Origin of the sequence: Collinsella sp. AM41-2BH (assembly GCF_003468085.1) — a bacterium.
Classification (GTDB): domain Bacteria; phylum Actinomycetota; class Coriobacteriia; order Coriobacteriales; family Coriobacteriaceae; genus Collinsella.
The window spans coordinates 1-24,302 of sequence record NZ_QSGH01000015.1 but is presented as its reverse complement, the minus strand read 5'-3'; the positions used below and the strand labels follow the sequence as shown (position 1 = coordinate 24,302).

General features: G+C 59.0%; 18 protein-coding genes and 1 tRNA gene. 15 read left to right on the top strand and 4 right to left on the bottom strand.

Translation table 11 applies throughout. The features are described from left to right. The first annotated feature begins 736 nt into the window (after positions 1–736). From clpB to DW899_RS08060, 3 genes are all read left to right on the top strand, one after another. Positions 737–3,364: an ATP-dependent chaperone ClpB gene (gene clpB / locus DW899_RS08070; protein ID WP_117800601.1), complete on the top strand. Its 2,628-nt coding sequence runs from the start codon at positions 737–739 to the stop codon at positions 3,362–3,364. 134 nt (positions 3,365–3,498) lie between these two features. Then, positions 3,499–3,693: a hypothetical protein gene (locus DW899_RS08065; RefSeq protein ID WP_233539944.1), complete on the top strand. Its 195-nt coding sequence runs from the start codon at positions 3,499–3,501 to the stop codon at positions 3,691–3,693. A 208-nt stretch (positions 3,694–3,901) separates the two neighbouring features. Beyond that, positions 3,902–5,254 (top strand): ATP-binding protein, encoded by a 1,353-nt coding sequence (locus tag DW899_RS08060; RefSeq protein WP_117800600.1) that lies wholly within the window; start codon positions 3,902–3,904, stop codon positions 5,252–5,254. Positions 5,255–5,327: 73 nt separating this feature from the next. On the opposite strand, the gene DW899_RS08055 is transcribed toward DW899_RS08060, so the two are convergent. From DW899_RS08055 to DW899_RS08045, 3 genes are all read right to left on the bottom strand, one after another. Beyond that, positions 5,328–6,824, bottom strand: coding sequence for a hypothetical protein (locus DW899_RS08055; protein ID WP_147349743.1), 1,497 nt, complete (start codon positions 6,822–6,824; stop codon positions 5,328–5,330). A gap of 235 nt (positions 6,825–7,059) precedes the next feature. Beyond that, entirely contained in the window at positions 7,060–8,067 is a 1,008-nt protein-coding gene (locus tag DW899_RS08050) for a DUF5692 family protein (RefSeq protein ID WP_117800598.1), read from the bottom strand. A gap of 63 nt (positions 8,068–8,130) precedes the next feature. Next, positions 8,131–8,793: a TetR/AcrR family transcriptional regulator gene (locus DW899_RS08045; protein ID WP_117800597.1), complete on the bottom strand. Its 663-nt coding sequence runs from the start codon at positions 8,791–8,793 to the stop codon at positions 8,131–8,133. 189 nt (positions 8,794–8,982) lie between these two features. Between DW899_RS08045 and DW899_RS08040 the strand changes: the two genes are divergently transcribed. From DW899_RS08040 to DW899_RS08010, 7 genes are all read left to right on the top strand, one after another. After that, entirely contained in the window at positions 8,983–11,760 is a 2,778-nt protein-coding gene (locus tag DW899_RS08040; RefSeq protein ID WP_199570300.1) for an FAD-dependent oxidoreductase, read from the top strand. Positions 11,761–11,950: 190 nt separating this feature from the next. Continuing rightward, positions 11,951–12,379, top strand: coding sequence for a hydrogenase maturation nickel metallochaperone HypA (locus tag DW899_RS08035; protein ID WP_117583629.1), 429 nt, complete (start codon positions 11,951–11,953; stop codon positions 12,377–12,379). A 374-nt stretch (positions 12,380–12,753) separates the two neighbouring features. After that, positions 12,754–13,743: a PTS sugar transporter subunit IIB gene (locus tag DW899_RS08030; RefSeq protein WP_089573275.1), complete on the top strand. Its 990-nt coding sequence runs from the start codon at positions 12,754–12,756 to the stop codon at positions 13,741–13,743. An 18-nt stretch (positions 13,744–13,761) separates the two neighbouring features. After that, entirely contained in the window at positions 13,762–14,580 is an 819-nt protein-coding gene (locus DW899_RS08025; protein ID WP_089573274.1) for a PTS mannose/fructose/sorbose transporter subunit IIC, read from the top strand. A 16-nt stretch (positions 14,581–14,596) separates the two neighbouring features. After that, positions 14,597–15,517: a PTS system mannose/fructose/sorbose family transporter subunit IID gene (locus tag DW899_RS08020; protein ID WP_117564942.1), complete on the top strand. Its 921-nt coding sequence runs from the start codon at positions 14,597–14,599 to the stop codon at positions 15,515–15,517. 120 nt (positions 15,518–15,637) lie between these two features. Further along, positions 15,638–16,036, top strand: coding sequence for a DUF956 family protein (locus tag DW899_RS08015; RefSeq protein WP_117800596.1), 399 nt, complete (start codon positions 15,638–15,640; stop codon positions 16,034–16,036). A 305-nt stretch (positions 16,037–16,341) separates the two neighbouring features. Then, a tRNA-Arg gene (locus DW899_RS08010) sits at positions 16,342–16,417 on the top strand. Positions 16,418–16,958: 541 nt separating this feature from the next. Here DW899_RS08010 and DW899_RS08005 read toward each other — a convergent pair. Continuing rightward, positions 16,959–17,192 carry a helix-turn-helix domain-containing protein gene (locus DW899_RS08005; protein ID WP_231500812.1) on the bottom strand — a complete coding sequence of 78 codons (234 nt, stop codon included), beginning with the start codon at positions 17,190–17,192 and terminating at the stop codon, positions 16,959–16,961. Between the two features lie 137 nt (positions 17,193–17,329). Here DW899_RS08005 and DW899_RS08000 point away from each other — a divergent pair, with 137 nt between their 5' ends. The 5 genes from DW899_RS08000 (at position 17,330) to DW899_RS10855 (ending at position 24,130) form a co-directional block, all read left to right on the top strand. Then, complete coding sequence (locus DW899_RS08000) at positions 17,330–20,680, top strand: CAP domain-containing protein (protein WP_117800595.1); 3,351 nt, start codon at positions 17,330–17,332, stop codon at positions 20,678–20,680. Positions 20,681–20,694: 14 nt separating this feature from the next. Continuing rightward, the gene (locus DW899_RS07995; RefSeq protein WP_233539943.1) at positions 20,695–21,396 is read left to right on the top strand and encodes a hypothetical protein; all 702 of its coding nucleotides are present in this window, start codon (positions 20,695–20,697) and stop codon (positions 21,394–21,396) included. 692 nt (positions 21,397–22,088) lie between these two features. After that, positions 22,089–22,631 (top strand): hypothetical protein, encoded by a 543-nt coding sequence (locus tag DW899_RS07985; protein WP_117778755.1) that lies wholly within the window; start codon positions 22,089–22,091, stop codon positions 22,629–22,631. Further along, a complete protein-coding gene (locus tag DW899_RS07980) occupies positions 22,618–23,817 on the top strand; it encodes a relaxase/mobilization nuclease domain-containing protein (protein ID WP_117757733.1) in 1,200 nt (399 codons plus the stop codon). Before DW899_RS07985 ends, DW899_RS07980 begins: the two co-directional genes overlap by 14 nt. Before the next feature lie 187 nt (positions 23,818–24,004). Beyond that, on the top strand, positions 24,005–24,130 hold the full coding sequence (locus DW899_RS10855; RefSeq protein ID WP_255413117.1) for a hypothetical protein: 126 nt from the start codon (positions 24,005–24,007) through the stop codon (positions 24,128–24,130). Positions 24,131–24,302 lie beyond the last annotated feature (172 nt).

Sequence of the window (24,302 nt, the reverse complement as noted above, 5' to 3'; positions counted from 1 at the left end):
CTGGGCGAGAGGTCAATAATTGAGTCCACGAGTCTTGAGCGATACTATTCTCACTAAACTCACTATTTTCACTATAAGCACTATAAATACGATAGGGAGGACGCCGAGAACATTGTGACGTGCGATAGCTAAACCGTTTAAGCCGGACTCTGACCTTGAATCTCCGCCTCTATCTGTGCGAACGGGCTATTGTCGGTTCTCGATTCCATCGCTGCGTTCTCGCTGGGTCTTGGGATCGCCAAACGTAGACTGGGCTTGATGCCGCCTCTTTTAATCGGGGCTGATTCTTCTCTGGACCACCACAAAGGGGACAGTGTCCTCTTTGTGGTGGTTTTCGGTCTGTCTCGATCTGTAGCATCTTGGCCGCTAAAAGTGGGCCTGGTGTTACAGATTTAGGTTTTTGATCCAGGTGTTTTCTGTTCGTCTCGATTTGTAACAGATAGAGCTCTATTTGCTGACTAGATGTTACAGATTTAGATAAACGGGTGCCGCTGGTCATTTCATCTCGATCTGTAACATCTAGAGCCATAAACAGCCGCTAGATGTTACAGATTGAGATAGTAAGGGGACGAGGCCGTAGCGGGTGAGCGCACCTGCTCCCTATCTCTCAATCACTCAGAAAATCTTATATATAGAGACTTAGATTTGTGTATAAGATCGCGTAAAGCTGGCAACAATACTTCTCGAACAACGTGAAGCCGCCCCGTAGGGCGGCCGCCCCAAGAGAGGTGATTCCATGAGAATCGATAAGCTAGCAATGACGTCGCGCGAGGCGCTGCAGACCGCCATGAGCACGGCTGCCGATGCACAGGCCGGCGCGGTGGAGCCGATCCACCTGCTGTCTGCCCTGCTCGGTGCCGGCGAGCGCAATATCTCCGTGATCATCGAGCGCATCGGTGCCGACCCGGCTCAGCTCGCACGCTCCACACAAGATGCCATCGACCATGCGCCCAAGGTGTCGGGCGAGGGTCAGCAGATGGGCCTGTCCAACGAGCTCGTTCGCGTGATCGAGAAGGCCGAGAAAAAGGCCACCAAGATGGGCGACAGCTTTGTGGTGACCGAGCATCTGCTGATGGCACTTGCCGAGGACAAGGGTGAGGCGGGTCGCGTGCTGCGTGACGCCGGCGTGACCAAGGAGCGCATCGAGCAAGTCTACGAGGAACTGCGCGGCGATGACCGCGTGACGTCTGCCGAGGACAAGACGCAGTTTGAGGCGTTGGAGCAGTACGGTCGCAACATCTGCGATCTGGCTCGCGCCGGCAAGCTCGACCCGGTCATCGGCCGTACCGACGAGATCCGTCGTACTATTCAGGTTCTGTCCCGCCGCACCAAGAACAACCCCGTGCTTATCGGCGAGCCGGGCGTCGGCAAGACGGCCATCGTCGAGGGCATTGCTCAGCGAATCGTGGCCGGCGACGTACCGAGCACCCTGCGCGACCGCGACCTCATCGAGCTCGACATGAGCGCGCTGGTCGCCGGCGCCAAGTACCGCGGCGAGTTCGAGGACCGCTTGAAGGCCGTGCTCAAGGAAGTGCAAAAATCCGAAGGCAAGGTCATCCTGTTCATCGATGAGCTCCATACCATCGTGGGCGCGGGTGCCACCGAGGGCTCCATGGACGCCGGCAACATCCTCAAACCGGCGCTCGCTCGTGGCGACCTGCACGCGATCGGCGCGACCACGCTCGACGAGTACCGCAAGTACATCGAGAAGGACGCGGCGCTCGCCCGTCGTTTCCAGACCGTGATGGTCAGCGAGCCTACCGTCGAGGACACCATTTCAATCCTGCGTGGCCTGAAGGAGAAGTACGAGATCTTCCACGGCGTACACATCACCGATAGCGCGCTCGTGGCTGCCGCCGACCTCTCCGACCGCTACATCGCCGACCGCTTCCTGCCCGACAAGGCTATCGACCTGGTCGATGAGGCCGCGAGCCGCCTGCGCATGGAACTCGACAGCATGCCGGTCGAGATCGACGCCACCACGCGTCAGCTCACCCAGCTGCAGATCGAGGAACAGGCGCTCATGAAAGAGACCGACGACGCCTCTAAGGAGCGTTTGGAGGCTCTGCGCCAAGAGATTGCCGAAGTCCAGGAAAAGCTCAACGTGCAAAAGGCCGGCTGGCTCAACCAAAAGAACGCCATCGACCACGTGCAGGAGCTTAAGGGCCAGCTTGACGCGGCCAAGAGCGAAGAGGAGCGCGCGACGCGCAACGGCGATCTGGGCCGTGCGTCCGAGCTTCGCTATTCTGTGATCCCGGGTCTGCAGCAGCAGATTCAGGATTCCGAGGCTGCGCTCGAGGCGCAAAAGCAGCAGGACGGCGAGGGCCTCAACGAACAGGTGACCTCCGACGAGATCGCCGAGGTCGTGAGCGCCTGGACCGGTGTGCCCGTGTCCAAGATGATGCAGGGCGAGCTCGACAAGTTGAAGGGCTTGGAGGGCGAGCTGCATAAGCGCGTTATCGGTCAGGACGAGGCCGTCTCCGCTGTAGCCGCGGCCGTGCGTCGCAGCCGTGCGGGTCTCTCCGACCCAGACAAGCCCATCGGCAGCTTCTTCTTCCTGGGCCCCACCGGCGTAGGCAAGACCGAGCTCGCCAAGGCGCTGGCCGAGTGCCTGTTCGATGACGAGCGCGCGCTCGTGCGTATCGACATGTCCGAGTATATGGAGAAGTTCAGCGTCCAGCGTCTGATCGGTGCGCCCCCGGGATACGTGGGCTATGACGAGGGCGGCCAGCTCACCGAGGCCGTGCGCCGTCGTCCCTACTCCGTGATCTTGCTCGACGAGATGGAGAAGGCTCATCCGGATGTCTTTAACGTGCTGCTGCAGGTGCTCGACGACGGCCGTTTGACCGACGGTCAGGGTCGCCAAGTGTCCTTCAAGAACACGATTATCATCATGACGTCCAACGTGGGCTCCAAGGCTATCGCCGATCTGTCCGGCAAGGACGAGGAGGAGATGCGCCATCAGGTTGACGGGGCCATGGCTCAAACCTTCCGCCCCGAGTTCCTCAACCGTATCGACGATATCGTGGTGTTCCATCCGCTCGGCATGGCGCAGATCGAGAAGATCGTCGACATCCAGCTCGCCGACGTCCGCGCGCGTCTGGCCAAGGAGCGCATGACGCTTGCCATCACCCCGGCGGCCAAGCAGATGCTCGCCGTGGGCGGCCTGGACCCCGTGTTCGGTGCCCGTCCGCTCAAGCGCCTGGTCCAGCGCGAGGTCGTGGACGCCATCGCCGCCGCCATCATCGACGGTACGGTGCGCGAGGGCGATCAGGTGACGGTCGATGCCGACAAGGACGGCGGCTTTACCGTCGTGTGCGACAACACGCCGTCTGCTACCTACGAGGTCCCCGACGCCGAGTAGATTTATGGGACATGCCTTAAAATCTGCCAGCCGTCTCTAAACGCCAAGGGCGGCGGATCCAATTGGGTCCGCCGCCCTTTTTCGTGCGACAATCGATAATGTTGAACACGATTGCATGGCAAGGAGATATGCAGATGATAGACAAGAACAAGACGAATGCGCCGGTCGCCAACGCCGCGCCGGCCGCACCCAAGTCTGTGCCCAAGCCTGTGCCCAAGCCGCGCGACCCCTACATCCGTGCCGAGAACGAGGATGACGACGGCTACGATCCTTATAGCGATCGTCGCCCCGAGCGCGAGCCCCTCTTCGAAGCCGACCCCTGGCGTTAAGTAGCTCATTTGGGACGGGGCTTTTTTAGCTACTTTGTTTTCGGCTAGAGGCGTTCATGCCTGCCCCCCTCGGCCGCTCGATATCCTCCGGGAGGGGCCACTAATAGAAAACTTGCTTATCCATTAATCAAGATACGCATAATCTTGCTCTCCTGCTAATCAAGAATCGTTATAATCTTGATTAGCAGGAGAGCAAGATTGGAGAATTATGGCATTCAACGACTTGGTGGCTCAAAAAATAAAGGACTTTGAGCAACAGGGGATTCCGCAGGTCTTTGAGCGCGACCTTGATCTGGGCAACCCGCAGGAGCCAAAGCGCGACAACATCGTATATGTGATTGTGGGCGCCCGTCGTTGTGGAAAGACGTATCGCCTGTATCAGGAGATACGGCGGCTTCAGGGCCAAGGCGTCGAGCTTGACCGGATGCTATATTTCAATTTTGAGGATGAGCGCTTGCGTCCGTATGAGCCATCGCTACTAGCGGACGTGCTCGATACATTCTATGCACTATATCCTGCTGCTCGAGGCGAGGGCGCCTACCTTTTCTTTGACGAGATCCAGGAAATACCCGAATGGGGTGCGTTTCTGCGACGCGTGGTCGATACGGAGAAGGCGACCGTTTACGTGACGGGATCTTCTTCTAAGATGCTGTCCTCAGAACTTAAGAGCGAGTTCAGGGGCCGTTCTCTTGTGCGAGAGCTTTTTCCGTTGAGTTTTTCGGAATACGTCCGATATAAGACGGGGAGCGTTCCTGAGTCGAACGCACCCTTCTCCTCGAGCGATGCAGCGTTGCTCCGACACCATCTGGTCGGATATCTCGAGCGAGGGGGATTCATCGCGACACTTGAGCAGACGCCCGCAGACGCGATTCAGCTGCTACAGGAATATGCGTCGCGAACGGTCGCCATGGACGTCGTTGAACGTTACGACGTCAAGAACCCCCGTTTGGCCTCGCTGTTTCTGGCGCGGTGCATGGCATCTTCGGGACGAGAGCTGTCAGTGAACAAAGTGTACAACGAGTTCAAGAGCAGACAGATATCCGTCAGTCGAAATACGCTCAGCGACTTACTTGAGTATTACGAGGATGCCTACCTGCTGTTTTCGGTGCCGGAGTTCACGCGTTCGCTTGCAAATAATACGCGGTCTGCGTCTAAGGTCTACGCCGTCGATCCTGCGATGTTCGGAGCGTTCTCCCCCGCATCGGCATTGGATCATGGTCAGAGGCTCGAGACCGCGGTGTTCAATGCGCTCAGAAGAAGGACCCCCGCCGTGCGGCCCGGTTCGGTTTGCCGCCTGCTGATTAAAGATAAGAATAAAAGCCATGAGGTGGACTTTGTGGCTGGGGATGCACTGCTCATGCAGGCTTACGGCCTGATTCAGGTAAGTGTGGATATGACAAGCGAGAAAACGCGCGAGCGCGAAATTGCCGCGCTCGATGCCGCGATGGCCCAGTTTGATCTTGGCGAGTCGGTAATCGTTACCATGGATGAGCAGGCCGATATTCCATGCGAGCACGGTGTGGTACACGTTGTTCCCGCATGGAAGTGGCTCCTTGCCTAATCATCTACGGATCTGTGGGGCCAGGACCTCCTGGCCCCTTCATCACGGTTGGGGAGCACCATGATGCGCCCGGCTAGTCCTGGGCTTTGATGCTTGGCAGGAGAATCTGGGCGAGATAGTCGCATTCGAGCTTGGTGGCAGCGTCGGCCTTACCGTCTTTGCCGACCAGCACGTTCTTGATTTGGCTGTAGGTGTAGCGGTTGCCGGTCGTGAGCTCGACAAGCTCAATGGCCGTGTCCATGGGATAGGTCGACACGGGGCTCTGCGTGCGCCCGTTGATAGTCTGGGGCACCACGTATGGATAAACGGGGCCGCTGGCGTAGACGGTGTAGCCGTTGCCGAGGTTTGCCGCACCCAAAACCGCGTCGCCCTCATCGGGCGTAAAGCTTTCGCCGTCGCGCACCGTGACAAGCGTCACAAGCGGCGTATCGCTGTCGCCGGCAAGATAGATGCATAGCGTGCTGCCATTCTGCCAAGTCTCGACCTTGCCGTACCACTCGACGGGAATATCGAGCTGGTAGAGGTCGGTTGCCTTGTGGCGAGCGTCAGCATCACGGGCCGCCTGTGCCTTTTGCGCGCCCACGGCATTGACGGCGGCGTCGCGCCGCGCGGTTGCCGCCTGCTGGAGCACCTTGGCGGTGGCGGCGGAGCTCGCGCCTCCCTCCTCGGCATATTTGGCGGCGGCGTCGATCTGGTCGTTGGTTACCGTGTCGGCCGAAGGCACCTTGAGTTTAAAGGCAGCCTGGGCGCTTAAATCCTGTCCATCGCTCTTAACGGTGACCTGCGTCTTGGTGGTCGGGACGGTATAGATGGTGCCGTCGGCCGCGATGGGGGAGGCAGCGATGGAGAGCGTGTAATCGCCGGGCAGCAGTTTGATGCCGCGGCCGTGCTCGTCAACGTAGAGCGTTTCGCTCACAGAAGAGCCGTCGGAGTCCTGGCCACTCACCTGCACGGGGATCTTTGAGCCGGTGGAGCAGTCGAGTCCCGCGGCATGCACGCCAATCTGCACCGACATCATCGTGTGCGCACTGGCGGCGACAGCGGCAGCCTGCTCTTGCTGATATCCGTTCCAGGCAGCATAGCCTGCACCACCGGCGACGAGCGCGACGGCCACGACACCGGCGACCATCAGATTGCGGCGCTTGGGCGACATCTTGCGATGGCGAACCTCGGCCTCGCGTGCCGAGGGGACGGACGGAAGGGGAATATCGCCCATGGCGATGGTCTCGTCCACGGCTGGTGCGGAACCCAGGCCAGGAAGCTCGCGGGTCAGCGAATCCTCGGCCGGCAAGCTGTCGAGCAAGACGGTTTCCTCGCCCGTGTCGGATTCGGGCTGGTTGCCGGCCTCGCTTTCGGTGTCTTCGTGATCTACCTCATCCTCGGCAGGCTCAACGTCGTCTGCATCCTGATCATCGGACTGCGCCTCGGCTTCCGGCTCATCCTGCACGTCAGCGCCCGAATCGTCAAACGCAATCTCATCGAGTGAAATCCGGTCTAAGCTCTCCAAGGCCTCAGCGCAAGCTTCTGCATCTTGGGCCGCATCCTCTTGGCCCATCGTTTCATCTTTCATACATCCCCCAAGCTCAATATCGGGACAACAATGTACCCAAAAACAGGGTCATATAGAGCTGTCAGGCAATTGGAAATCTGATTTTATCTGTGCGAGAGGTTTTGAATATGGATGCGCGCAACAGCAAAAAGCCCCCGGAAAGCGGACAAATCGCTTTCCGGGGGTATGCAATACGTTGCATTGCGCGGAGTCGGCCAGGCGACTTCGCATTCAAGCGGCATGTGCACCGGGCGCGTTACTCGGCGTGTGCGTAATCCACCTTGGCGCGGCGAGCGGTAGCCTTCTCCCAATCGCTGGTGCCCTCAAAGACATCCTGCTTGTAGGGATTGCGGCCGAGCTTCTTGGCGCGGTAGGCGATGTAGATGATCGCGGCGATGTTGGCGATCAGCGCGGCGATCGAGACCGCGGTGGCGGCGACGGGGTCGAGCGTGGAGTGGGTCACAAAGATGGACTCCTCCTGGAAGAACGGGAACACCTGGGCAAACATGCACCAAATGGCCAGCGTAAAGGCGCGGTTCTGAATCCAGCCGCCCTTGTTCCAGATAAAGGCGGCGACGGTGGGCGCCAGCAGCAGCGCAAAGCCGCAGAACCAGGAGTGGGTGGGCAGGCAGTTGTAGGTGTAGCAGAAGTTCCAGATATCGTAGGCGATGATGTAGACCCAGGTCATGTCGGGCCACAGCATGTCGGTCTTGTCCTCGGAGGCGTAGACGCTCCACCAACCGGTCATGCAGAAGATGTTGATGATACCGGCGATGCCGTTGAACACGTTGTTCCAGCCGGCAAGTTGCGTAGCACCTTCGGAGGTGACCCAAGTGGACTGGCCCAGGACAAAGAAGTGATAGGCGCTCTCAAAGTCGGACACGACGGCGATCATGATGTTGATGGCGACGATCACAAACGGCCACGCGCGGAACCAGTGTGCCTTGCCGATTTTGCCCCACTGATACTTAATGGCGATGAAGCCCCAGCAACCGGCCAACGCCGCGTAGACCTTGGCGTAGTGGAACCAGCTGTTCTGGTACACATGGGTGGGGTTGGTGAGCGCCCACTCGGCGCCCTGCGAAACGCCGATGGCGATGGCGACGCAGTAGATGGTCATGGCCAGCGGAGCCACGCCAAAGATGATTGCCGCGCCCAGCTTGGTGCGGCGGCCGACCTCGTTGAGCACGATCAGGCCAATAAAGACCATGGCCCAGCCGGCCCAGTGGATAAGGGTATCGCTACCCCAAACATCGAACAGCATGCTGCTCTCCTTTCACACGCCCGCGGCCCCTCTTCCGATCGCGGGCAGTTTGGCCAAATGTCGTCAGTTCTGGGGCTTGCGCTCCGGATACTTGGCGGTATAGCCCTCGATGTGGAGTGTCGAGGCGATGATTTCCTTGACTGTCTCGTCGGGCACATCGGGGTGCGTGCGGATATACATCAACAACCCCATGATGAGGGTGTAGAACGTCTCGTAGACATGGTCGATGCGTAGCTCATGATGGGCGACAAAATCCACCACGGTGGTGTCGCAGATATACTGCGCCACGCGTTGGACCACGTTGTGCAAAAAGCCGCCGTAGAGCGCGCCGCTGCTGGAGGTCAGGGTGCTCGGCAGTTCGTGGCCGCTGGCGACCAGGCGCTTAAAGAGCGGGGCGACGGTGTCGAGCGCCCCCTCGATGTCGCCAACCGTGCGGCTGGCATTCCACTGCTCGAGCTCGGTAATGAAGCCGTCGATCGCCTCGTCCATGACAGCGGTGACGGCGGCGTCCATATCGGCAAAGTAGTGGTAGAACAATGAACGCGTGCAGCCGGCTCGCTTGGTCACAGCCGATACCGATAGGTGGGACACGCCCAGCTCGGAGCTTACGGTGCGCACGGCATCGAGAATCTCGCGACGGCGTTCGTCGCCCGTCAAGCGCTTTGCCGCGCTATCGGATGCGGGGACGGCATCGACCACAGAGGTACCTGCTGCGTTGTTGCCCATGTTTTGCCGCCTTTCATCCTCTTTTGCCTGACCGTTCGCCTAACAGTCTTGAATATTGTTGACGGTTCGTCAATACTATTTTTGACACAATGTCAACAATGGCGGGTGAACGGCATGGGGGCATGCCCGGCCTGCAAAAAAAGAGGGGCGCTGCGGCCTCGTTGGGCTGCGGCAAGAGAAGGGACAACCATGATTCTCAACGGACCGGGGATTAGTTACACCGAGCCCGATATCGGCGCGGAGTTTGTGCCGCCGCTGCCGGAGCATCCGCGCGAGGCAATCGTCAAGCTGTGCGAGCACTGCACCAACCGTCTGCTGCATCGCGACGAGCTGCTGGGCTACGAGTACTGGTCGTTTGCCGAGGCCGCAACCGACGAGCAGGCCGAAGTGCTCTGCAAGATGAAGATGCGTCGTCCCTATACGCTGCCCGAGATGGTCAAGCTCACCGGCATGCCCGAGGCCGATATCGAGAAGATGCTCGACGACATGAGCTACACGGGTCTGCTCGAGTACAACTGGGAAAACCCCGAGCGCGCCAAGCAGTGGGTACTGCCCATGCTGGTGCCGGGTTCCGCCGAGTTCCTCAACATGCGCGTGAGCCAGCTCGAGGAGCATCCAGTCTATGCCAAGTTTTTTGAGCAGGCATCCAAGGGCCCGCTGTCCCGCGCCACGCCGATGGTGCCGCCCGGGGGCGCCGGTATCGGCATGCACGTCATTCCGGTCGAGAAGGCTATCGACGCCGCGAGCACGTCGGTGCCTATTGAGCATATCGAGCATTGGCTCGACAAATACGATGGCAAATATGCCGCTAGCACCTGCAGCTGCCGCGCGAGCCGTCGCGTGATGGGTGAGGGCTGCGCCGATGACCCGGCCGACTGGTGCATTGCCGTGGGCGATATGGCCGACTACGTGGTCGAGACCGATCGTGGCCATTACGTGACCCGCGATGAGGTTTACGACATCTTGCGCCAGGCCGAGGACAACGGCTTTGTGCACCAGATCACCAACATTGACGGTGAGAACAAAATCTTCGCCATCTGCAACTGCAACGTCAACGTGTGCTACGCCCTGCGCACCTCGCAGCTGTTCAACACGCCCAACCTGTCGCGCTCGGCCTATGTCGCCAAGGTCGAGAAGGACAAGTGCGTGGCCTGCGGTCGCTGCGTTGAGGTGTGCCCGGCCGGCGCCGCCAAGCTGGGCCAGAAGCTCTGCAGCAAAAAGTCCGGCGGACAGGTGCCCGAGTATCCGCGCCAGGAGCTGCCCGATGCCACCAAGTGGGACCACACCAAGTGGTCGCCCAACTACCGCAACGACAACCGCATCGAGACGCATGAGTCCGGCACCGCTCCCTGCAAGACGGCCTGCCCCGCGCACGTTGCCGTTCAGGGCTATTTGAAGCTCGCGGCTCAGGGCCGCTACGACGAGGCGCTGGCGCTCATCAAGCGCGAGAACCCGCTGCCCGCCATCTGCGGCCGCGTGTGCAACCGCCGCTGCGAGGACGCCTGCACCCGTGGTCGCGTGGATGCCGCCGTGGCGATCGACGAGGTCAAGAAGTTTATCGCCCAGCGCGATCTGGATGCCGCGACCCGTTATGTCCCGCCCGTGGTGACGCCGACGCGCGCCGGCGGCTTCGACCAGAAAATCGCCATCATCGGTGCCGGCCCGGCCGGTCTGTCTTGCGCCTTCTATCTGGCCAAGAAGGGCTACAAGCCCGTCGTGTTCGAGAAAAACGAGCGCCCGGGCGGCATGCTCACCTACGGTATTCCTAGCTTTAAGCTGCAGAAGGACGTTATCGAGGCCGAGGTCGAGGTCATTCGCCTGATGGGTGCCGAGTTCCGCTATGGCGTGGAAGTCGGCCGCGACGTGACGCTCGACGAGCTGCGCGCGCAGGGCTTTAAGGCCTTCTACGTGGCCATTGGCTGCCAGGGCGGCCGCCTTGCCGGCATTCCGGGCGAGGATGCCGAGGATGTGACCGTGGCCGTCGACTTCCTTCGCGAGGTTAACAGCGGCAAGATCGACGCGCTGCCCGGGCGCACCATCGTGGTGGGCGGCGGCAACGTGGCCATCGACGTCGCGCGCAACGCCTGCCGTCTGGGTTCCGAGCACGTTGAGATGTTCTGCCTGGAGAGCGAGGCCCAGATGCCTGCCAGCGAGGAGGAGCGTCGCGAGGCCATTGAGGACGGCGCGCACATTAGCTGCGGCTGGGGCCCCAAGGAGATTCACCTGGACGAGGCCGGTCGTGTGTGCGGTATCACCTTCAAGCGCTGCACGCGTGTCTTTGACGACGAGGGCCGTTTTGCGCCCGAGTATGACGAGAACGACTTGCGCCGTGTCGATGCCGACCGTGTCGTCATGTCCATTGGCCAGTCCATTGTGTGGGGCGACCTGCTGGCTGGCTCCAAGGTGGAGCTCGGCCGCGGCCAGGGTGCCCTTGCCGATCCGCAGACGTACCAGACCGCCGAGCCCGACATCTTTGTGGGCGGCGACGTCTACACTGGCCCCAGCTTTGCCATCGATGCCATTGCCGCCGGTCACGAGGCCGCGGTGTCCATCCATCGCTTTGTGCAGCCGGGCTCCACGCTCACCATCGGCCGCAACCAGCGCCGCTACACCGCGCTTGACCGCGACGATGCCGTGATCGAAAGCTACGACAACGCGAGCCGCGAGGTTGCGCATGTGGACCGCGAACGCGAGAAGGCCGCGCCGTTTAGCGAGTACGTCGAGACCTTTACCGAGGAACAGGTGCGCGCCGAGACCGCTCGCTGCCTGGGCTGCGGCGCCTCGATCGTCGACCCCAACAAGTGTATTGGCTGCGGTCTGTGCACCACCAAGTGCGCGTTCGACGCCATCCATCTGGATCGCGACCGCCCCGAGTGCTCCACGATGGTCAAATACGAGCAAAAGCTCCCCAGCCTCGGCAAGTACGCTTTGAAGCGTGCGATCAAAATCAAATTTGGGAAGAAATAAAAAACGCAACAAACAAGAGAACGGCGCAGAGAACGGTTGGACAGCGAGCGAGTCCCAGGCGTGGCGAGGTGCCTTGAAAGAGGAGGGCATAGGGCTTTTGCCCATGCCCGACGATTGAAAGGCAGATCGTCCGTCTGGGGCTCGCGCAGCGTCAAGTCGACCGCCGTTCGTTAGAACGGCGGAAGAAAAAGTGCATGAATTAGGAATCGTCTATCACATCATTCGCGATGTCGAGAATGTGGCGCGCGCCAATGGCGTGAGTCGCGTTTCGAGCGTGACACTGCTCCTGGGCGAGGTCTCGGGCGTCGTTCCCGATCTGCTGCTTGACGCTTGGCGCTGGGCGGCAGATAAAAAGCCTATCACGCAGGGCGCGGAGCTTATTGTGGAGCCTGTCGAGGCCGTGACGCATTGCGAGGCGTGCGGCTGCGACTACGCGACGGTCGAGCACGGCAAGACCTGCCCCCATTGCGGTAGCGGCGAGACCTATCTGCTGCAGGGCCAGGAGGTCATGATCAAGCAGATCGAGACCCCCGACGAGGACCCGACAGACGCTGCCCCCGACGGCCTCTCCGATGCCCCCGACGCCGTCGACGCCGCCAACCCCCTCCACATCGCCTAACTTAGTCTTTGGGGACGTTCTTAAACGACTAGTCGAAAAAGAACGTCCCCAACGACTACTTTGCTAGAGCATATTTCTTACCATTAGTCAAGCACCATCTGTTTAAACGAAATAGCCTCAACCCGAGCACATTTGTGTCTGTTTAAAACCGGCAATAATGAACAGCGTGCTCAATTCGGTCATGTAAATAGATCAGCTATCAATCCTCAGCAGCAAATCAGCCAAAAAACTGGAATGTAATCAACTTGTAACAAATTAAGACGTTTAAACAAATAATGCTACCTTTTGCAGTTTTTCAAACAATTCTGCTGTATTTGCAGCTATACTCCATAACTGTCGTGTAGGAATTACGTAGACAAAAAGGAGGTTATGTGATGGTAAGTATTGTTCTTGCTAGCCATGGTGACTTGGCGGCTGGAATCAAGCAGACGGGCTCGATGGTCTTTGGCGATCAGCCGTCTGTAGCCGTGGTCTCGCTCGAGCCGAGCATGGGCCCCGACGACTTCCGAGCCAAGGTCGAGGAGGCAATTGCTTCCTTCGAGGACCAGGAGCAGGTGCTCTTCCTCGTTGATCTGTGGGGCGGCACGCCCTTCAACCAGATCAGCGGTCTCATCGAGGGCCATGATTCCTGGGCTATCGTCACCGGTGTCAACCTGCCTATGCTCATCGAGGCATATTCGCAGCGCTTTGACGCAAAGAACACTGCACATGCGATCGCAAAACATCTCGTGACTGAGGCTAAGGCCGGCGTGCGCGTCAAGCCCGAGTCTCTGGAGCCCGAGGAGAAGAAGCCGGCTGCGGCCGCCGCTGCTCCTGCGGGTGCCATTCCTCCGGGAACGGTGATCGGCGACGGGCACATCAAGATCGCCCACGTCCGTATCGACACGCGTCTGCTGCATGGTCAGGTGGCCACCACGTGGACCAAGCAGATCAACCCCAACCGCATCATCGTGGTCTCCGACGGCGTTGCTCACGACGAGCTCCGCAAGACCATGATCGAGCAGGCTGCCCCTCCGGGAGTCCACGCCAACGTCGTGCCCATCAAGAAGATGGCCGAGGTCGTCAAGGACACGCGCTTTGGCGACACCAAGGCGATGCTGCTGTTCGAGAACCCGCAGGATCTGCTCAGGGCCATCGAGGCCGGCGTCGACATCAAGGAAGCTAACATCGGTTCCATGGCCCACTCCAAGGGCAAGGTCGTCGTCACTAACGCTGTCGCTATGGGCGATGACGACGTCAAGACCATCGAGGCTCTCAAGGCCAAGGGCGTCAAGTTCGAGGTCCGCAAGGTTCCTTCGGATTCCTCCGAGGATCTCGACGCCATGTTGAAGAAAGCTAAGGCCGAACTGGCCGCTCAAGCATAGTAAAGGAGGGTCCGATACATGTCTGCAATCACTATTCTGCTTGTTGCGATTGTCGCGTTGCTTGCCGGTATGGAAGGCATTCTGGATGAGTTCCAGTTCCATCAGCCGCTCGTGGCATGCACGCTTATCGGTCTCGTAACCGGTCACCTTCAGGAGGGCATCCTCCTGGGCGGTTCGCTCCAGATGATGGCCCTTGGCTGGGCTAACGTCGGCGCCGCCGTCGCGCCTGACGCCGCTCTGGCCTCGGTCGCTTCTTCGATCATCATGGTGCTCGCCCTCAACGGTGGCGCCACCGATTCGGCCAAGGCCGTTACCGCCGCCATCGCCGTCGCCGTCCCGCTGTCGGTCGCTGGTCTGTTCCTGACCATGATCTGCCGTACCCTGGCTACCGCTATGGTTCACGGCATGGACGCCTGCGCCGAGAAGGGCGACTTCGCCGGCATCGAGCGTTGGCAGTACGCCGGCATCCTCATGCAGGGTGTTCGTATCGCCATCCCGGCAGTACTTCTGTGCATCATCCCGGCCGAGGCTGTTACCAACGCGCTTAACGCTATGCCCGATTGGCTGTCCGGCGGCATGGCTGTCGGCGGCGGCATGGTCGCTTCCGTCGGTTACGCCATGGTCATCAACATGATGGCCACCAAGGAGACCTGGCCGTTCTTCATCCTCGGCTTTGTCCTTGCTGCCATCCCTCAGCTCACGCTGATCGCCCTTGGCCTCATCGGCATCTCCCTTGCCCTCATCTACCTTGGCCTTAAGGATCTGGCCAAGCAGGGTGGCGGCATGGGCGGTGGCTCCGGTGACCCGCTCGGCGACATTCTGAACGATTACGAGTAGGAGGGGAGTGATACATATGGCAGAGAACAAGATTCAGCTCACCAAGGCTGACCGTAAGAAGGTTTGCTTCCGTCATCAGTTCCTTCAGGGCTCGTGGAACTACGAGCGTATGCAGAACGGCGGCTGGTGCTTCGCAATGATCCCTGCGATCAAGAAGCTCTACACCAGCAAGGATGACCAGATTGCCGCTCTTAAGCGCCACCTGGAGTTCTATAACACCCACCCCTATGTTTCCGCCCCCGTCATTGGCGTTACCCTCGCCCTCGAGGAGGAGCGCGCCAACGGTGCTCCGATTGACGACGTCGCCATTCAGGGCGTCAAGGTCGGTATGATGGGCCCGCTCGCCGGCGTCGGCGACCCCGCCTTCTGGTTCACCCTTCGCCCGATTCTGGGCGCACTGGGCGCTTCCCTGGCCCTGTCCGGCAGCATCGCCGGTCCGCTGCTGTTCTTCTTCGCGTGGAACATCATCCGTTACGCCTTCCTGTGGTACACGCAGGAGTTTGGCTACAAGGTCGGCTCCTCCATCGCCAAGGACCTCTCCGGCGGTCTGATGGGCAAGGTCACCGAGGGTGCTTCCATCCTTGGTATGTTCATCATCGGCGCCCTTGTCGAGCGTTGGGTTTCCATCTCCTTTACCCCGGTCGTCTCCAAGGTCACGCAGTCTGCTGGCGCCTATATTGACTGGGCCAACCTGCCCGCCGGTTCTGAGGGCATCAAGCAGGCATTGACGATGTACAGCTCTGTCGGTGCCAACGCACTCGACCCGGTGAAGGTCACCACGCTTCAGGCCAACCTCGATCAGCTCATCCCCGGCCTTGCCGCCGTGTGCCTGACCCTTCTGGTCTGCAAGCTCCTCAAGAAGAAGGTCAGCCCGATCGTCATCATCCTGGCTCTCTTCGCCGTCGGCATCATCGGTCGCGTCTGCGGCTTCATGTAAGCACGCTTCGGCTTAAGACCGAGAGTTGCTAGGCAAGGGCTTTTGAGCCATTGAAACGGACCGCACCCGGTGGGTACACTGGATGCGGTCCGATTGTTTTTATTGGAGGGCGAGGCGCGTATGGCGCAATCTCAGAACAGCACGGTCGATCTGGCAACGCCGGCAACCTGCCTGATGGGGCTTACCAGTCACGGTAACGTGATGGTGGGCAATAAGGCGTTTGAGTACTATAACGAGCGTAATCCCGAGGATTATATCCAAATCCCGTGGGACGAGGTCGACTATATTGCCGCCGAGGTTTTGCGCGGCACCAAGAAGATTACGCGTTTTGCCATCTTTACCAAAGAGAATGGCCACTTTACGTTTTCGACGCGCAATGACAAGGAAACGCTTCGCGCGGTGCGTAAGTACATTGACGAGGACAGGCTCGTTCGTTCGCCCGACTTTATCGATGTGACGGCCAAGGGCGCCAAGAGCATCCCCTCCGTTATCAAAAACCTTTTCCACAAAGGCAACTAGTCATTAAAGAGCGCCCCCCTAAAGTGGGACGCGGTTTCCCATGAGGCTCGATCGGGAAAGTGCATCCCGGTTCGAGTGCCGATTGCGGGATGTAGTTTCCGGAACGGGCCCGTTTGGGAAACCGTGTCCCGTTTCGAGTCGAAATTCTGGGACACAGTTTCCCAGCGAGGTCCCATGGGGAAAGTCTGACCCAGAATTTGCCTGGATAGTGGGACGCACTTTCCGGAGGGCTGTTCCACCGCAACTTCGAAGAGTGGGTATACGCTGCATTACAGCGGCGTAAATCTGCTACACTAATACAACATGCCTCCGTAGCTCAGGGGATAGAGCACCGCTCTCCTAAAGCGGGTGCCGACGGTTCGAATCCGCCCGGGGGCACCAGAAAAATCGCAGGTCAGGAGTTAATTTTGCTTCTGACCTGTTCTGGTTTTAGGGTTAAGAACTGCTTTTGTTTGTAAATCTGGTAAGTAAATAATTTAACTTACCGAGTTTTCCACTGAAAACAGGAAATCACCATTTTGGGGATAAAAAGTTTTCAACAGCCGTTAGTCGGTTCCATTTTGGTGAAGCGCTTCCTCAATTTGGGTAAAAAATCTCACCATTTTGATGATTCGGCTGCTTTGAGTTTTTGATAAAAACGCCTGTTCAGAAGCTTGCGCTATACCCATTTTGGTGAAACCAATTAATAGAGAAATATACTATAAAAATATAGGGACGGCGATGCCGTCCTCTTCGCTCGCGAAGCTCGCTGCGCGGCCACGTACCGTGTCCTTGCCGCCGGCTAAGCCGTCGATAAAGAATAGGGACAGCGATGCTGTCCCCCTTCGCTCGCGAAGCTCGCTGCGCGGTCACGTGCCGTGACCTTGCCGCCGGCTGTGCCGTCGATTGATTCGCTCACTGCGTTCGCTGATTGATTGATGGACTAATCCGTTTTCTCAGTCACACCAGTCATGAGTGCAGCGATTGTCATGTCGAATCCGTTAGCAATTTTACAGAGGTTAGAAAGACTGACATTTCTTCGTCCGACCTCTATCGAGGCGTAGTAAGACCTGTCCATGCCGATGCGATTCGCAAATTGTACTTGAGAGTAACCAGACTTTGATCTTAATTCTTTGCAGCGTAGACCAAAGGATCGTTGTAGCGGCGAGATATCCATGACAAAAAGAGTCATGGATTGTTGTATAAAAGCCAACGGACTATATACAACAATCCCTGTTAAGGCGCATAATTATCTCTATTGGAAAGCACTCTGATGCCCAGTCGGATAGGGCACGGAAAAGGAATGGAATAGCAATGACTCAGGGAAAGCATTTCGCTGCCGGCGGCGATCACTTCGCCACACTGCCAAACAAAAAGATTCATGCCCCGAAGGGGATCGCGCGTCTGACCGTCACCGCGGCGACCATGGCCGCCATGACCGGATCGAGCCTCATCTCACCGTTCACGGCATTCGCCCAGACCGGTGACGGGGGCACGCAGCACCCCGCCGTGATGTCGCCGATCGCCGCCCACGCCGGCGCGGCATCCGGTGTCGGCGCGAAATCCGCCGCACAGACCATCGCGGACCTGCAGAAGGCAGTCGACGAGGCGAAGGCGAAGGAGGACGCCGCCAAGGCATCCTACGATGAGGCCGCCGGTCCCTACAACGAGGCGGCTTCCGCCCGCGACCAGGCCAAGGCATCCTACGATTCGGCAGTCAGCGCCGGCACGGCAGCCGACCGAGCGGCAATGGACGAGTACGCCCGTCAGGTCGCGGAGGGCAAGGACGCCGCCGATGCCGCCGGCAAGGACCTCGAGCAGGCGAAGGCGGGTCTCGCAGACGCCAAGGCGGATGCATCCGAGAAGGACGAAGCGTACCAGTCCGCCCTCAAGGCGGCCCAGGACGCCAAGGATGCCCTCGATAAAGCCAAGGCCGATGCCGTAAGCGCCACCCCGGAGGCTATCCGTGCCGCCGAGCAGGCGGTACGCGACGCCCAGGATGCCGTGAGTAGGGCACAGGCCGAACTCGCCAACGCCAACGCGACGCTTGCCGATGCCCAGTCCAAGCTGGTTGCGGCCCAGTCTGCAAAGGATTCCGCCGATTCTGTCCTCGCTGCAGCCAGGCAGAACAAGGACGCGGCGGATGCGAAGGCCGCAGCCGCCAGCGCCGCCTACGAGAAGGCGAAAGCCGACCTCGCTGCAGCGGAGGCAGGTGCCAGCGGTCCGGAGTACGATGCGGCGAAACAGAAGGTCGCGGACGCAGAGGCAGTCCTCGCTGCCGCACGAGCGGCACAGTCCCAGTGCGAGTCCGAGCTCGAGCAGGTACAGTCCGCTGCGGCAGCGGCACAGGACGCCCTGAATGATGCCCAGGTGGCCCTCTCCGTAAAGCAGCAGGCCGCGACCGATGCCGAATCCGGTGTGAACGCCGCCCAGTCCGCACTCGATGCCGCGAACGCCGACCTCGATGCGGCCAAGCAGGCGAATGCCGACGCCGTCGCCAAGCTGGATGCCGCGAAGCAGGCTGTCAAGGACGCCGAGTCAGCTAAGGCAGCCGCCGACGTAGAGCTCGCGAACGCCAAGGCCGCAAAGGATACCGCAGACGCCGCCGTGACCGCCGCGCAGCAGAAAGTCGACGAGGCCCAGGCGAAACTCGATTCTGCCGGCGCGCAGCTCAAGCAGGGAGCCATCGGCTTCTTCCGTGCCATGGGTGCCGATTCAGCCATCGAGATCATCCAGAACTGCACATACAAGGACTACACCGAAGTGGGGAACAGCCTCGACGCGACCAGTCTCGACAACATGCTCGCGGCAATCCCGTACATGAAGTCCATCAACGAATATCGCAAGTCCGTCGGTCTCCCTGAGCTCCAAGTCACGTACAAGCTCATTGCAGCGGCGATTGCCAACGCGAACTATTCCGATGTCAAGTTTGGGCATTCCATGCAGTTTGATACGAGCGAAAACCTCGCGTGGAACTATGGAACCGATCCAAAACCGCAGTGGGTGGACCAAGAAAAGGCTTTCTTCGATCAGGCGGTTCAGGAGCTCTATGGCGTCACCGGGCTAATCGGTAAGGATGCCGTAGATTTCTACAAGTCGCATAGCGGGATTGAATCCTATGTCAACCAGCATTTTAAGGTTGCCGGATATCCCGCAACCGTCGGTCACTATCTGCATGTCATCAGCCCTGAAATCGGCTATATGGGCATGGCAGTCTGCAGCAAGGGAACCATGAACGGCTGGCAGACCGACAGCTTCGATACCGCAAACCTGGGCTGGGCAGGCTCCGGTTGGAACATGAACCCCATGTCCGTCGACGAGTACGAGCAGAAGCTGACCTCCTATATCAACGGCCTCAAGAACGCCAAGAGCGCACTCGACGCAGCCAAGGCCGATCTCGCATCCAAGCAGCAGGCAGCCGCCGGCGCCGCCGCAACCGTCCAGCAGAAGCAGGACGCAGCGGATTCCGCACAGGCAGGTGTCGATGCCGCGAAGCAGGACGTCACCGATGCCCAGCGTGCCGTCGATGCCGCAAAGGCTGATCTCGCATCCAAGCAGCAGGGCGTCACGGAGGCCCAGACCGAGCTTGATGCGGCGAAATCGGACCTCGATGCCGCCAACGCGGCAGTCGATACGGCAAAGTCGACCGTCCAGCAGAAGCAGGTTGCCTTTGATGCTGCCAACGCAGCCGTAACGACCGTACAGTCTAAGTTGGATGCCGCCAAGGCGGACACCGAGGCCAAGCAGCAGGGCGTCACGGATGCGAACGCCGATCTCGCGAAGTTCTTCCAGGACGTCGCCGATGCCAAGAAGGTGCTCGATACCGCAAAGAGCGCCCATGACGCGGCGGCAGCCGACCAGGCCGAGAAGGCGGCGGTCCTCGCAGCCGCCAAGCAAAAGGCGGATACCACCGCAAGCGCCCTCGCGGATGCCCAGCGTGCCGTCGATGCCGCAAAGGCCGACACCGGCGTTGCCGCCGACAGGCTTACCGGCTCCCAGACTGATCTCGAGGACGCACAGTCGAACCTCGACATCCTCACCGGCCTTGCCGCGAAGCTCGCAGAGGCACAGCAGCGCGAGCAGGATGCAGTAAAGGCCGTCAATGACACCAAGGCCGCGCTCGATGCCGCGAAGGCGGATGCCATCGCCGCCGAGTCCCTGGTCTCCGCCGCCGAACAGGCAAAGGCGCAGGCAGACGCCAAGCTGTCGAAGCTGAACTCCATCGATGCCGGCGCGGCGATCGCTTCCGGCCATGATGTGAACGCGGATGACGCCCTCAACGCGCTTTTCGCCGCAGCAGTCGAGGCACGTGCCAAGGTCGCGCCCGCAAAGGCAATCCTGGACGAAAAGCAGGCCGCGGTGGACGGGCTCCAGTCCGGCTATGATACGGCACTCGCCGCCTACGAGCAGGCGAAGTCCGACCGCATCGCGGCGGAGCAGAAGCTTTCCGATGAGATCGCACGACAGGAGGCAGAGGAGGCGGCAAAGCAGCAGGCGGCATACACCCCGAAGCACCTCGCCGGCACGGATACCGCCCAGCCCGGCAGCCTCGCCCAGACCGGTGACCGCGCGGGACTCATCGGCGAGACGTTCGTCATCGGCGGTACCGTCCTCGTGGCAGCCGGCGTCTTCCTCGACCGGAAGAAGCGCCGCGAGCAGATGTAAAAGCGAGCCGGGCGTTGGATATCGGCTGGTGTCCAACGCCCGGTTTCATGGTCAGGGAGATCGGTGTGAGAACAAAGGCTATTATCGTTGCGCTTCTGGTGTGCCTTTCGGCACCTCAACTTGGATGTGCCAGCGTTGCAAAGCAAGGAAGCGGCTCTACGGAAAGGGCCGCCACAGCGGTAAAGAACAAAGACAAAAAGAAGCCAAGCGAAGAAAAGGCGGCGCAAACCTCTGGAGCCAAGACCGAGGAGAAGAAAGAATCCGACGGCAAGGACCAGAAGTCCGATGACTCCAAGAAGGAGGATAACAAGTCTTCCGATTCCTCGAAGTCGGACAACAAGGGCGATTCCTCCCAGTCCAAGCAGAATTCCGGCAATTCGCAGAGTTCCGGCAGCAACAATTCCTCTTCCAACGGCGGCAGCCAGAAGAAGTGGGTTGCCGAGCAGGGCCACTGGGAGACAGATTACAGCCAGGTCTGGGTGCCGAATGTGGTTTATACGCGCCATGAACGTTGGATCTGCAGTGCATGCCACGCAGCATTTGGATCTGCAGCCGAAATGGACGCTCACGCTCACGCTACTTTTGGCGATGCGCAGCATCCTAACGGCGGTTCTGCAATCAATGATTCGTATACCACCTCTGAGGACCAAGGACATTATGAACAGCAGGCTACGGGACAACATTGGGTTGTCGACGTCGCCGGTCACTGGGAGTAATGCGCATCGTTCCTCTCCTCTTACATTCGGTAAATAAGTATTTATTTGCGGGCGGCCGGTTTCGGCCGCCTTTTTTAACGCCCATTCTGGGAGTAAACGATAGGAAAGCAATCAAACGAGAGGCCGTTCCAAAAGAATCCGGCGGTGCCGGATGCTTCGGGCAAAACCTTCCGCAAATCGGTAAGGTCTTCCATCAACTTGTTCCAGCCCTCGCCCGGAGTCCGCTGCGCGGTAATGCAAACACTCTGCATCCCTCGCATTCGCATTACCGCTCCGCTCTCGCTACAGCGAATCTCTAACACTCAGCATCCTTCGCGTTAAAAATTCGCTTCCGCTCACGGTCTTCGCTGACACTACGACACCGCGAAGCCTTTCGCTCGAAACGAGGCCTCTCATTTCGTGTCTACGCTGCGCTCCGCCCAATCGCCGTAGCAGGCGATTGCAAGATGACTGTGGGTGGTGTTTTTGTGGGTCCATCCGGACCCCAAAAACACCACGCCACAGACCTTGCTTATCGCCTGCTACGGCGATAAGGTTGTTGTGAAGTTGAAACTTCGCGATAAAGAATCGCGAAGTCGATTCTTCATTTTTGGAACGACGCCAGCCGTTCCTCATCAAAAGGAAAGCGAATCGCATAGCAGGTTTTGATCGGAGGCCTCTCCGATCGCTGATTCGTTTTCCGAGGAGGAATCATGAGCAGGCTCCGCCCACACACCGTCAAGGCGTCTCTTTCAAATGACGAGAAGAAAGCCATCACTGCAATCGCAAAGCGACATGAGATGAGCGAGGCGGAACTCATCCGCTTCGTTTTGTGCAATGCCGACGATCTCGATATCGATTTTGGTTTTTCGGAAATCGCTGACCAGAAATTCCGAACCGATGACATTCACGTCCGGGTCTCGCCGGAAGAAAAAAAGATAATTGAAAGCAATGCTGATTCCCTCGATATGACTGTCAGTGCGTATGCACGTCGCGTACTGCTCAAAGGGAATGTCGAGAAAATTGATGTCGATCGGGCGTCGATCGACAAGATCTATCACGAGCTCTTGAAGGAAGGAACGAATCTCAATCAGCTGATGTATTTTGTGAACGCCCAGGGGCTTCCCGCGTACAACGAGAAAGCTGTTTTCCGCACACTCGAAAAGGTTTACCAAGTTGGGCGTAAGCTGGACCGTTTCATCGACGAGCTCGAGAAGCGATATTTCGTCGGCGGTGACCAAAATGACCGTCATTAAGCAGAAGAGCGTTTCGAGTGAACGGTATGCGAAGAACGTCCGTAAATACATCAACGGAAAACATGCGCTTGTGCGCGGTGGCTGGAACATCGAATACAGCGATCGCTGGTTTTCGAAAATGGATAGAACCAGAAAGGTTTTCCACCACGACAAGCCGTCGAGAGCCGGAGCCAAAAACGTAATCCTGCTACACCAGATCCTCGCGTTCCTTCCGGAAGAATGCTCATGCAACGGAGGCAAGATGACCCCCGATGCATGTTTGGCCTACGCGGAGCAATGGCTTGCGAGGCACTATCCGCATCAACAAGTGATTCTCGCGTTGCATGAGGAAAGCGATAAGGCGGGAAAACGGTTCGCGGTCCATATGGCAATCAACCGGACAAACCTTGATACCGGCAAGCGTTGCGACATCGGCGGTCGCAAGGGAAAGTACGAACGCGCCTCATGGGTCCGCGAACTCGATAAGGACTGGAATCTCGCCCAGCTCGAAAAGGGAAAGAAGAATTCGAAGATTCGAGATCGACAGCCGCGCGATATTGAAAAGGTGATTGTCGATCGGGGAGAGTACAGTTATAAAAACAATCTGCGCGAGCTGATCCATATTGCAATCAACGACTACCACCCGAAGAATATGGAGCAGTTCAAAAAATTACTTGCCTCATGGGGCGTAGACATTTTCATCAAGAACAACCGAGTCTATGCGACGGATCTCGATATCAAGGAGGCCGGCAACCCGAAGTGCACTTTCAACCTGACCCGTCTTGACGGGCGGTTCGCGATCAAGCAGCTCGAGGCGGCCTTCAAAAATAACGTGCTGGAAGCAGAGCGAGCCCTTCCATACGAGAAGCGCTGTGAGATTTACATCCAACGGCTTAAGAAGGCGTATTCGGCGTGGGTCGAGCAGGCGAAGGCGAGCAAGGGCGTCGCCTACAACTCGTTCCCGAAGTTCATCGCACCGAAGTGTGATGACGATCTGCTCGAAGATCCGGCGGTTCGCGATGAGCTTCTTGCGCGTCGCGGTTACGCAAGGGAGATTCGCAACCGCTACGCCGGCGCCGTTCCCGATGCCGGTGACGACCGCGTTCGCGCCGCGGGCCAGGCGCACGGCGGCGGCGCTGTGTCGAGGCAGCTGGACGACCGCGTCGTCGACCGCGCTGACTACTCGCGCGGAGACACGCCTCGCTAGTTTTGGAAAGCCTATCGTCGGTGCCCTAGCGCGCTGCCATCCAGTGCCGATTCTTTCATGCTCGCAATTCGGCGAGGGTGAGGAGTATGAATTGATCGGCGGGAGTCAGCCGCTCTGATAGAATCGTCCTTGCTGTCGGCAGCACTCGTGCCGGGCAGAGCCCTCCATTTGATGGGAGGTGATGCCCATGACCGATTTCACCGAGCTCGTGAAGCTCCTGACCGCTATGGTCTCGCTCCTCACGGCCCTTGTCGGCCTTTCCAAGGCACTCAAGCAGGGTTCGAAGCCCAAAAAGAAAGGCCACCGTCGCTAAGACGATGACCCAACTTCATTAAGCAACGGCTCTGCCCAGCTCTCTACAACTTGGGCTGCCGTCGGCACCATTTTACCCTCCTGACGAGGAATTCGTCCATATTTCAAAAATCAAATCCTGTTCGCGCGTGGGCCCTTGATTATCAACTTTATCCGAACACCTCCCACATTCA

What these genes read in the sequence shown, in the direction of transcription:
- DW899_RS08015 (WP_117800596.1), top strand. Translation starts at nt 15,638, where the DNA reads ATGGCGCAATCTCAGAACAGCACGGTCGATCTGGCAACGCCGGCAACC.
- DW899_RS08050 (WP_117800598.1), bottom strand. Translation starts at nt 8,067, where the DNA reads ATGCTGTTCGATGTTTGGGGTAGCGATACCCTTATCCACTGGGCCGGC.
- DW899_RS08000 (WP_117800595.1), top strand. Translation starts at nt 17,330, where the DNA reads ATGACTCAGGGAAAGCATTTCGCTGCCGGCGGCGATCACTTCGCCACA.
- DW899_RS08025 (WP_089573274.1), top strand. Translation starts at nt 13,762, where the DNA reads ATGTCTGCAATCACTATTCTGCTTGTTGCGATTGTCGCGTTGCTTGCC.
- DW899_RS08045 (WP_117800597.1), bottom strand. Translation starts at nt 8,793, where the DNA reads ATGGGCAACAACGCAGCAGGTACCTCTGTGGTCGATGCCGTCCCCGCA.
- DW899_RS08020 (WP_117564942.1), top strand. Translation starts at nt 14,597, where the DNA reads ATGGCAGAGAACAAGATTCAGCTCACCAAGGCTGACCGTAAGAAGGTT.
- DW899_RS08055 (WP_147349743.1), bottom strand. Translation starts at nt 6,824, where the DNA reads ATGAAAGATGAAACGATGGGCCAAGAGGATGCGGCCCAAGATGCAGAA.
- DW899_RS08030 (WP_089573275.1), top strand. Translation starts at nt 12,754, where the DNA reads ATGGTAAGTATTGTTCTTGCTAGCCATGGTGACTTGGCGGCTGGAATC.
- DW899_RS08005 (WP_231500812.1), bottom strand. Translation starts at nt 17,192, where the DNA reads ATGGATATCTCGCCGCTACAACGATCCTTTGGTCTACGCTGCAAAGAA.
- DW899_RS07980 (WP_117757733.1), top strand. Translation starts at nt 22,618, where the DNA reads ATGACCGTCATTAAGCAGAAGAGCGTTTCGAGTGAACGGTATGCGAAG.
- DW899_RS08065 (WP_233539944.1), top strand. Translation starts at nt 3,499, where the DNA reads ATGATAGACAAGAACAAGACGAATGCGCCGGTCGCCAACGCCGCGCCG.
- DW899_RS07985 (WP_117778755.1), top strand. Translation starts at nt 22,089, where the DNA reads ATGAGCAGGCTCCGCCCACACACCGTCAAGGCGTCTCTTTCAAATGAC.
- DW899_RS08060 (WP_117800600.1), top strand. Translation starts at nt 3,902, where the DNA reads ATGGCATTCAACGACTTGGTGGCTCAAAAAATAAAGGACTTTGAGCAA.
- DW899_RS08040 (WP_199570300.1), top strand. Translation starts at nt 8,983, where the DNA reads ATGATTCTCAACGGACCGGGGATTAGTTACACCGAGCCCGATATCGGC.
- DW899_RS10855 (WP_255413117.1), top strand. Translation starts at nt 24,005, where the DNA reads ATGACCGATTTCACCGAGCTCGTGAAGCTCCTGACCGCTATGGTCTCG.
- clpB (WP_117800601.1), top strand. Translation starts at nt 737, where the DNA reads ATGAGAATCGATAAGCTAGCAATGACGTCGCGCGAGGCGCTGCAGACC.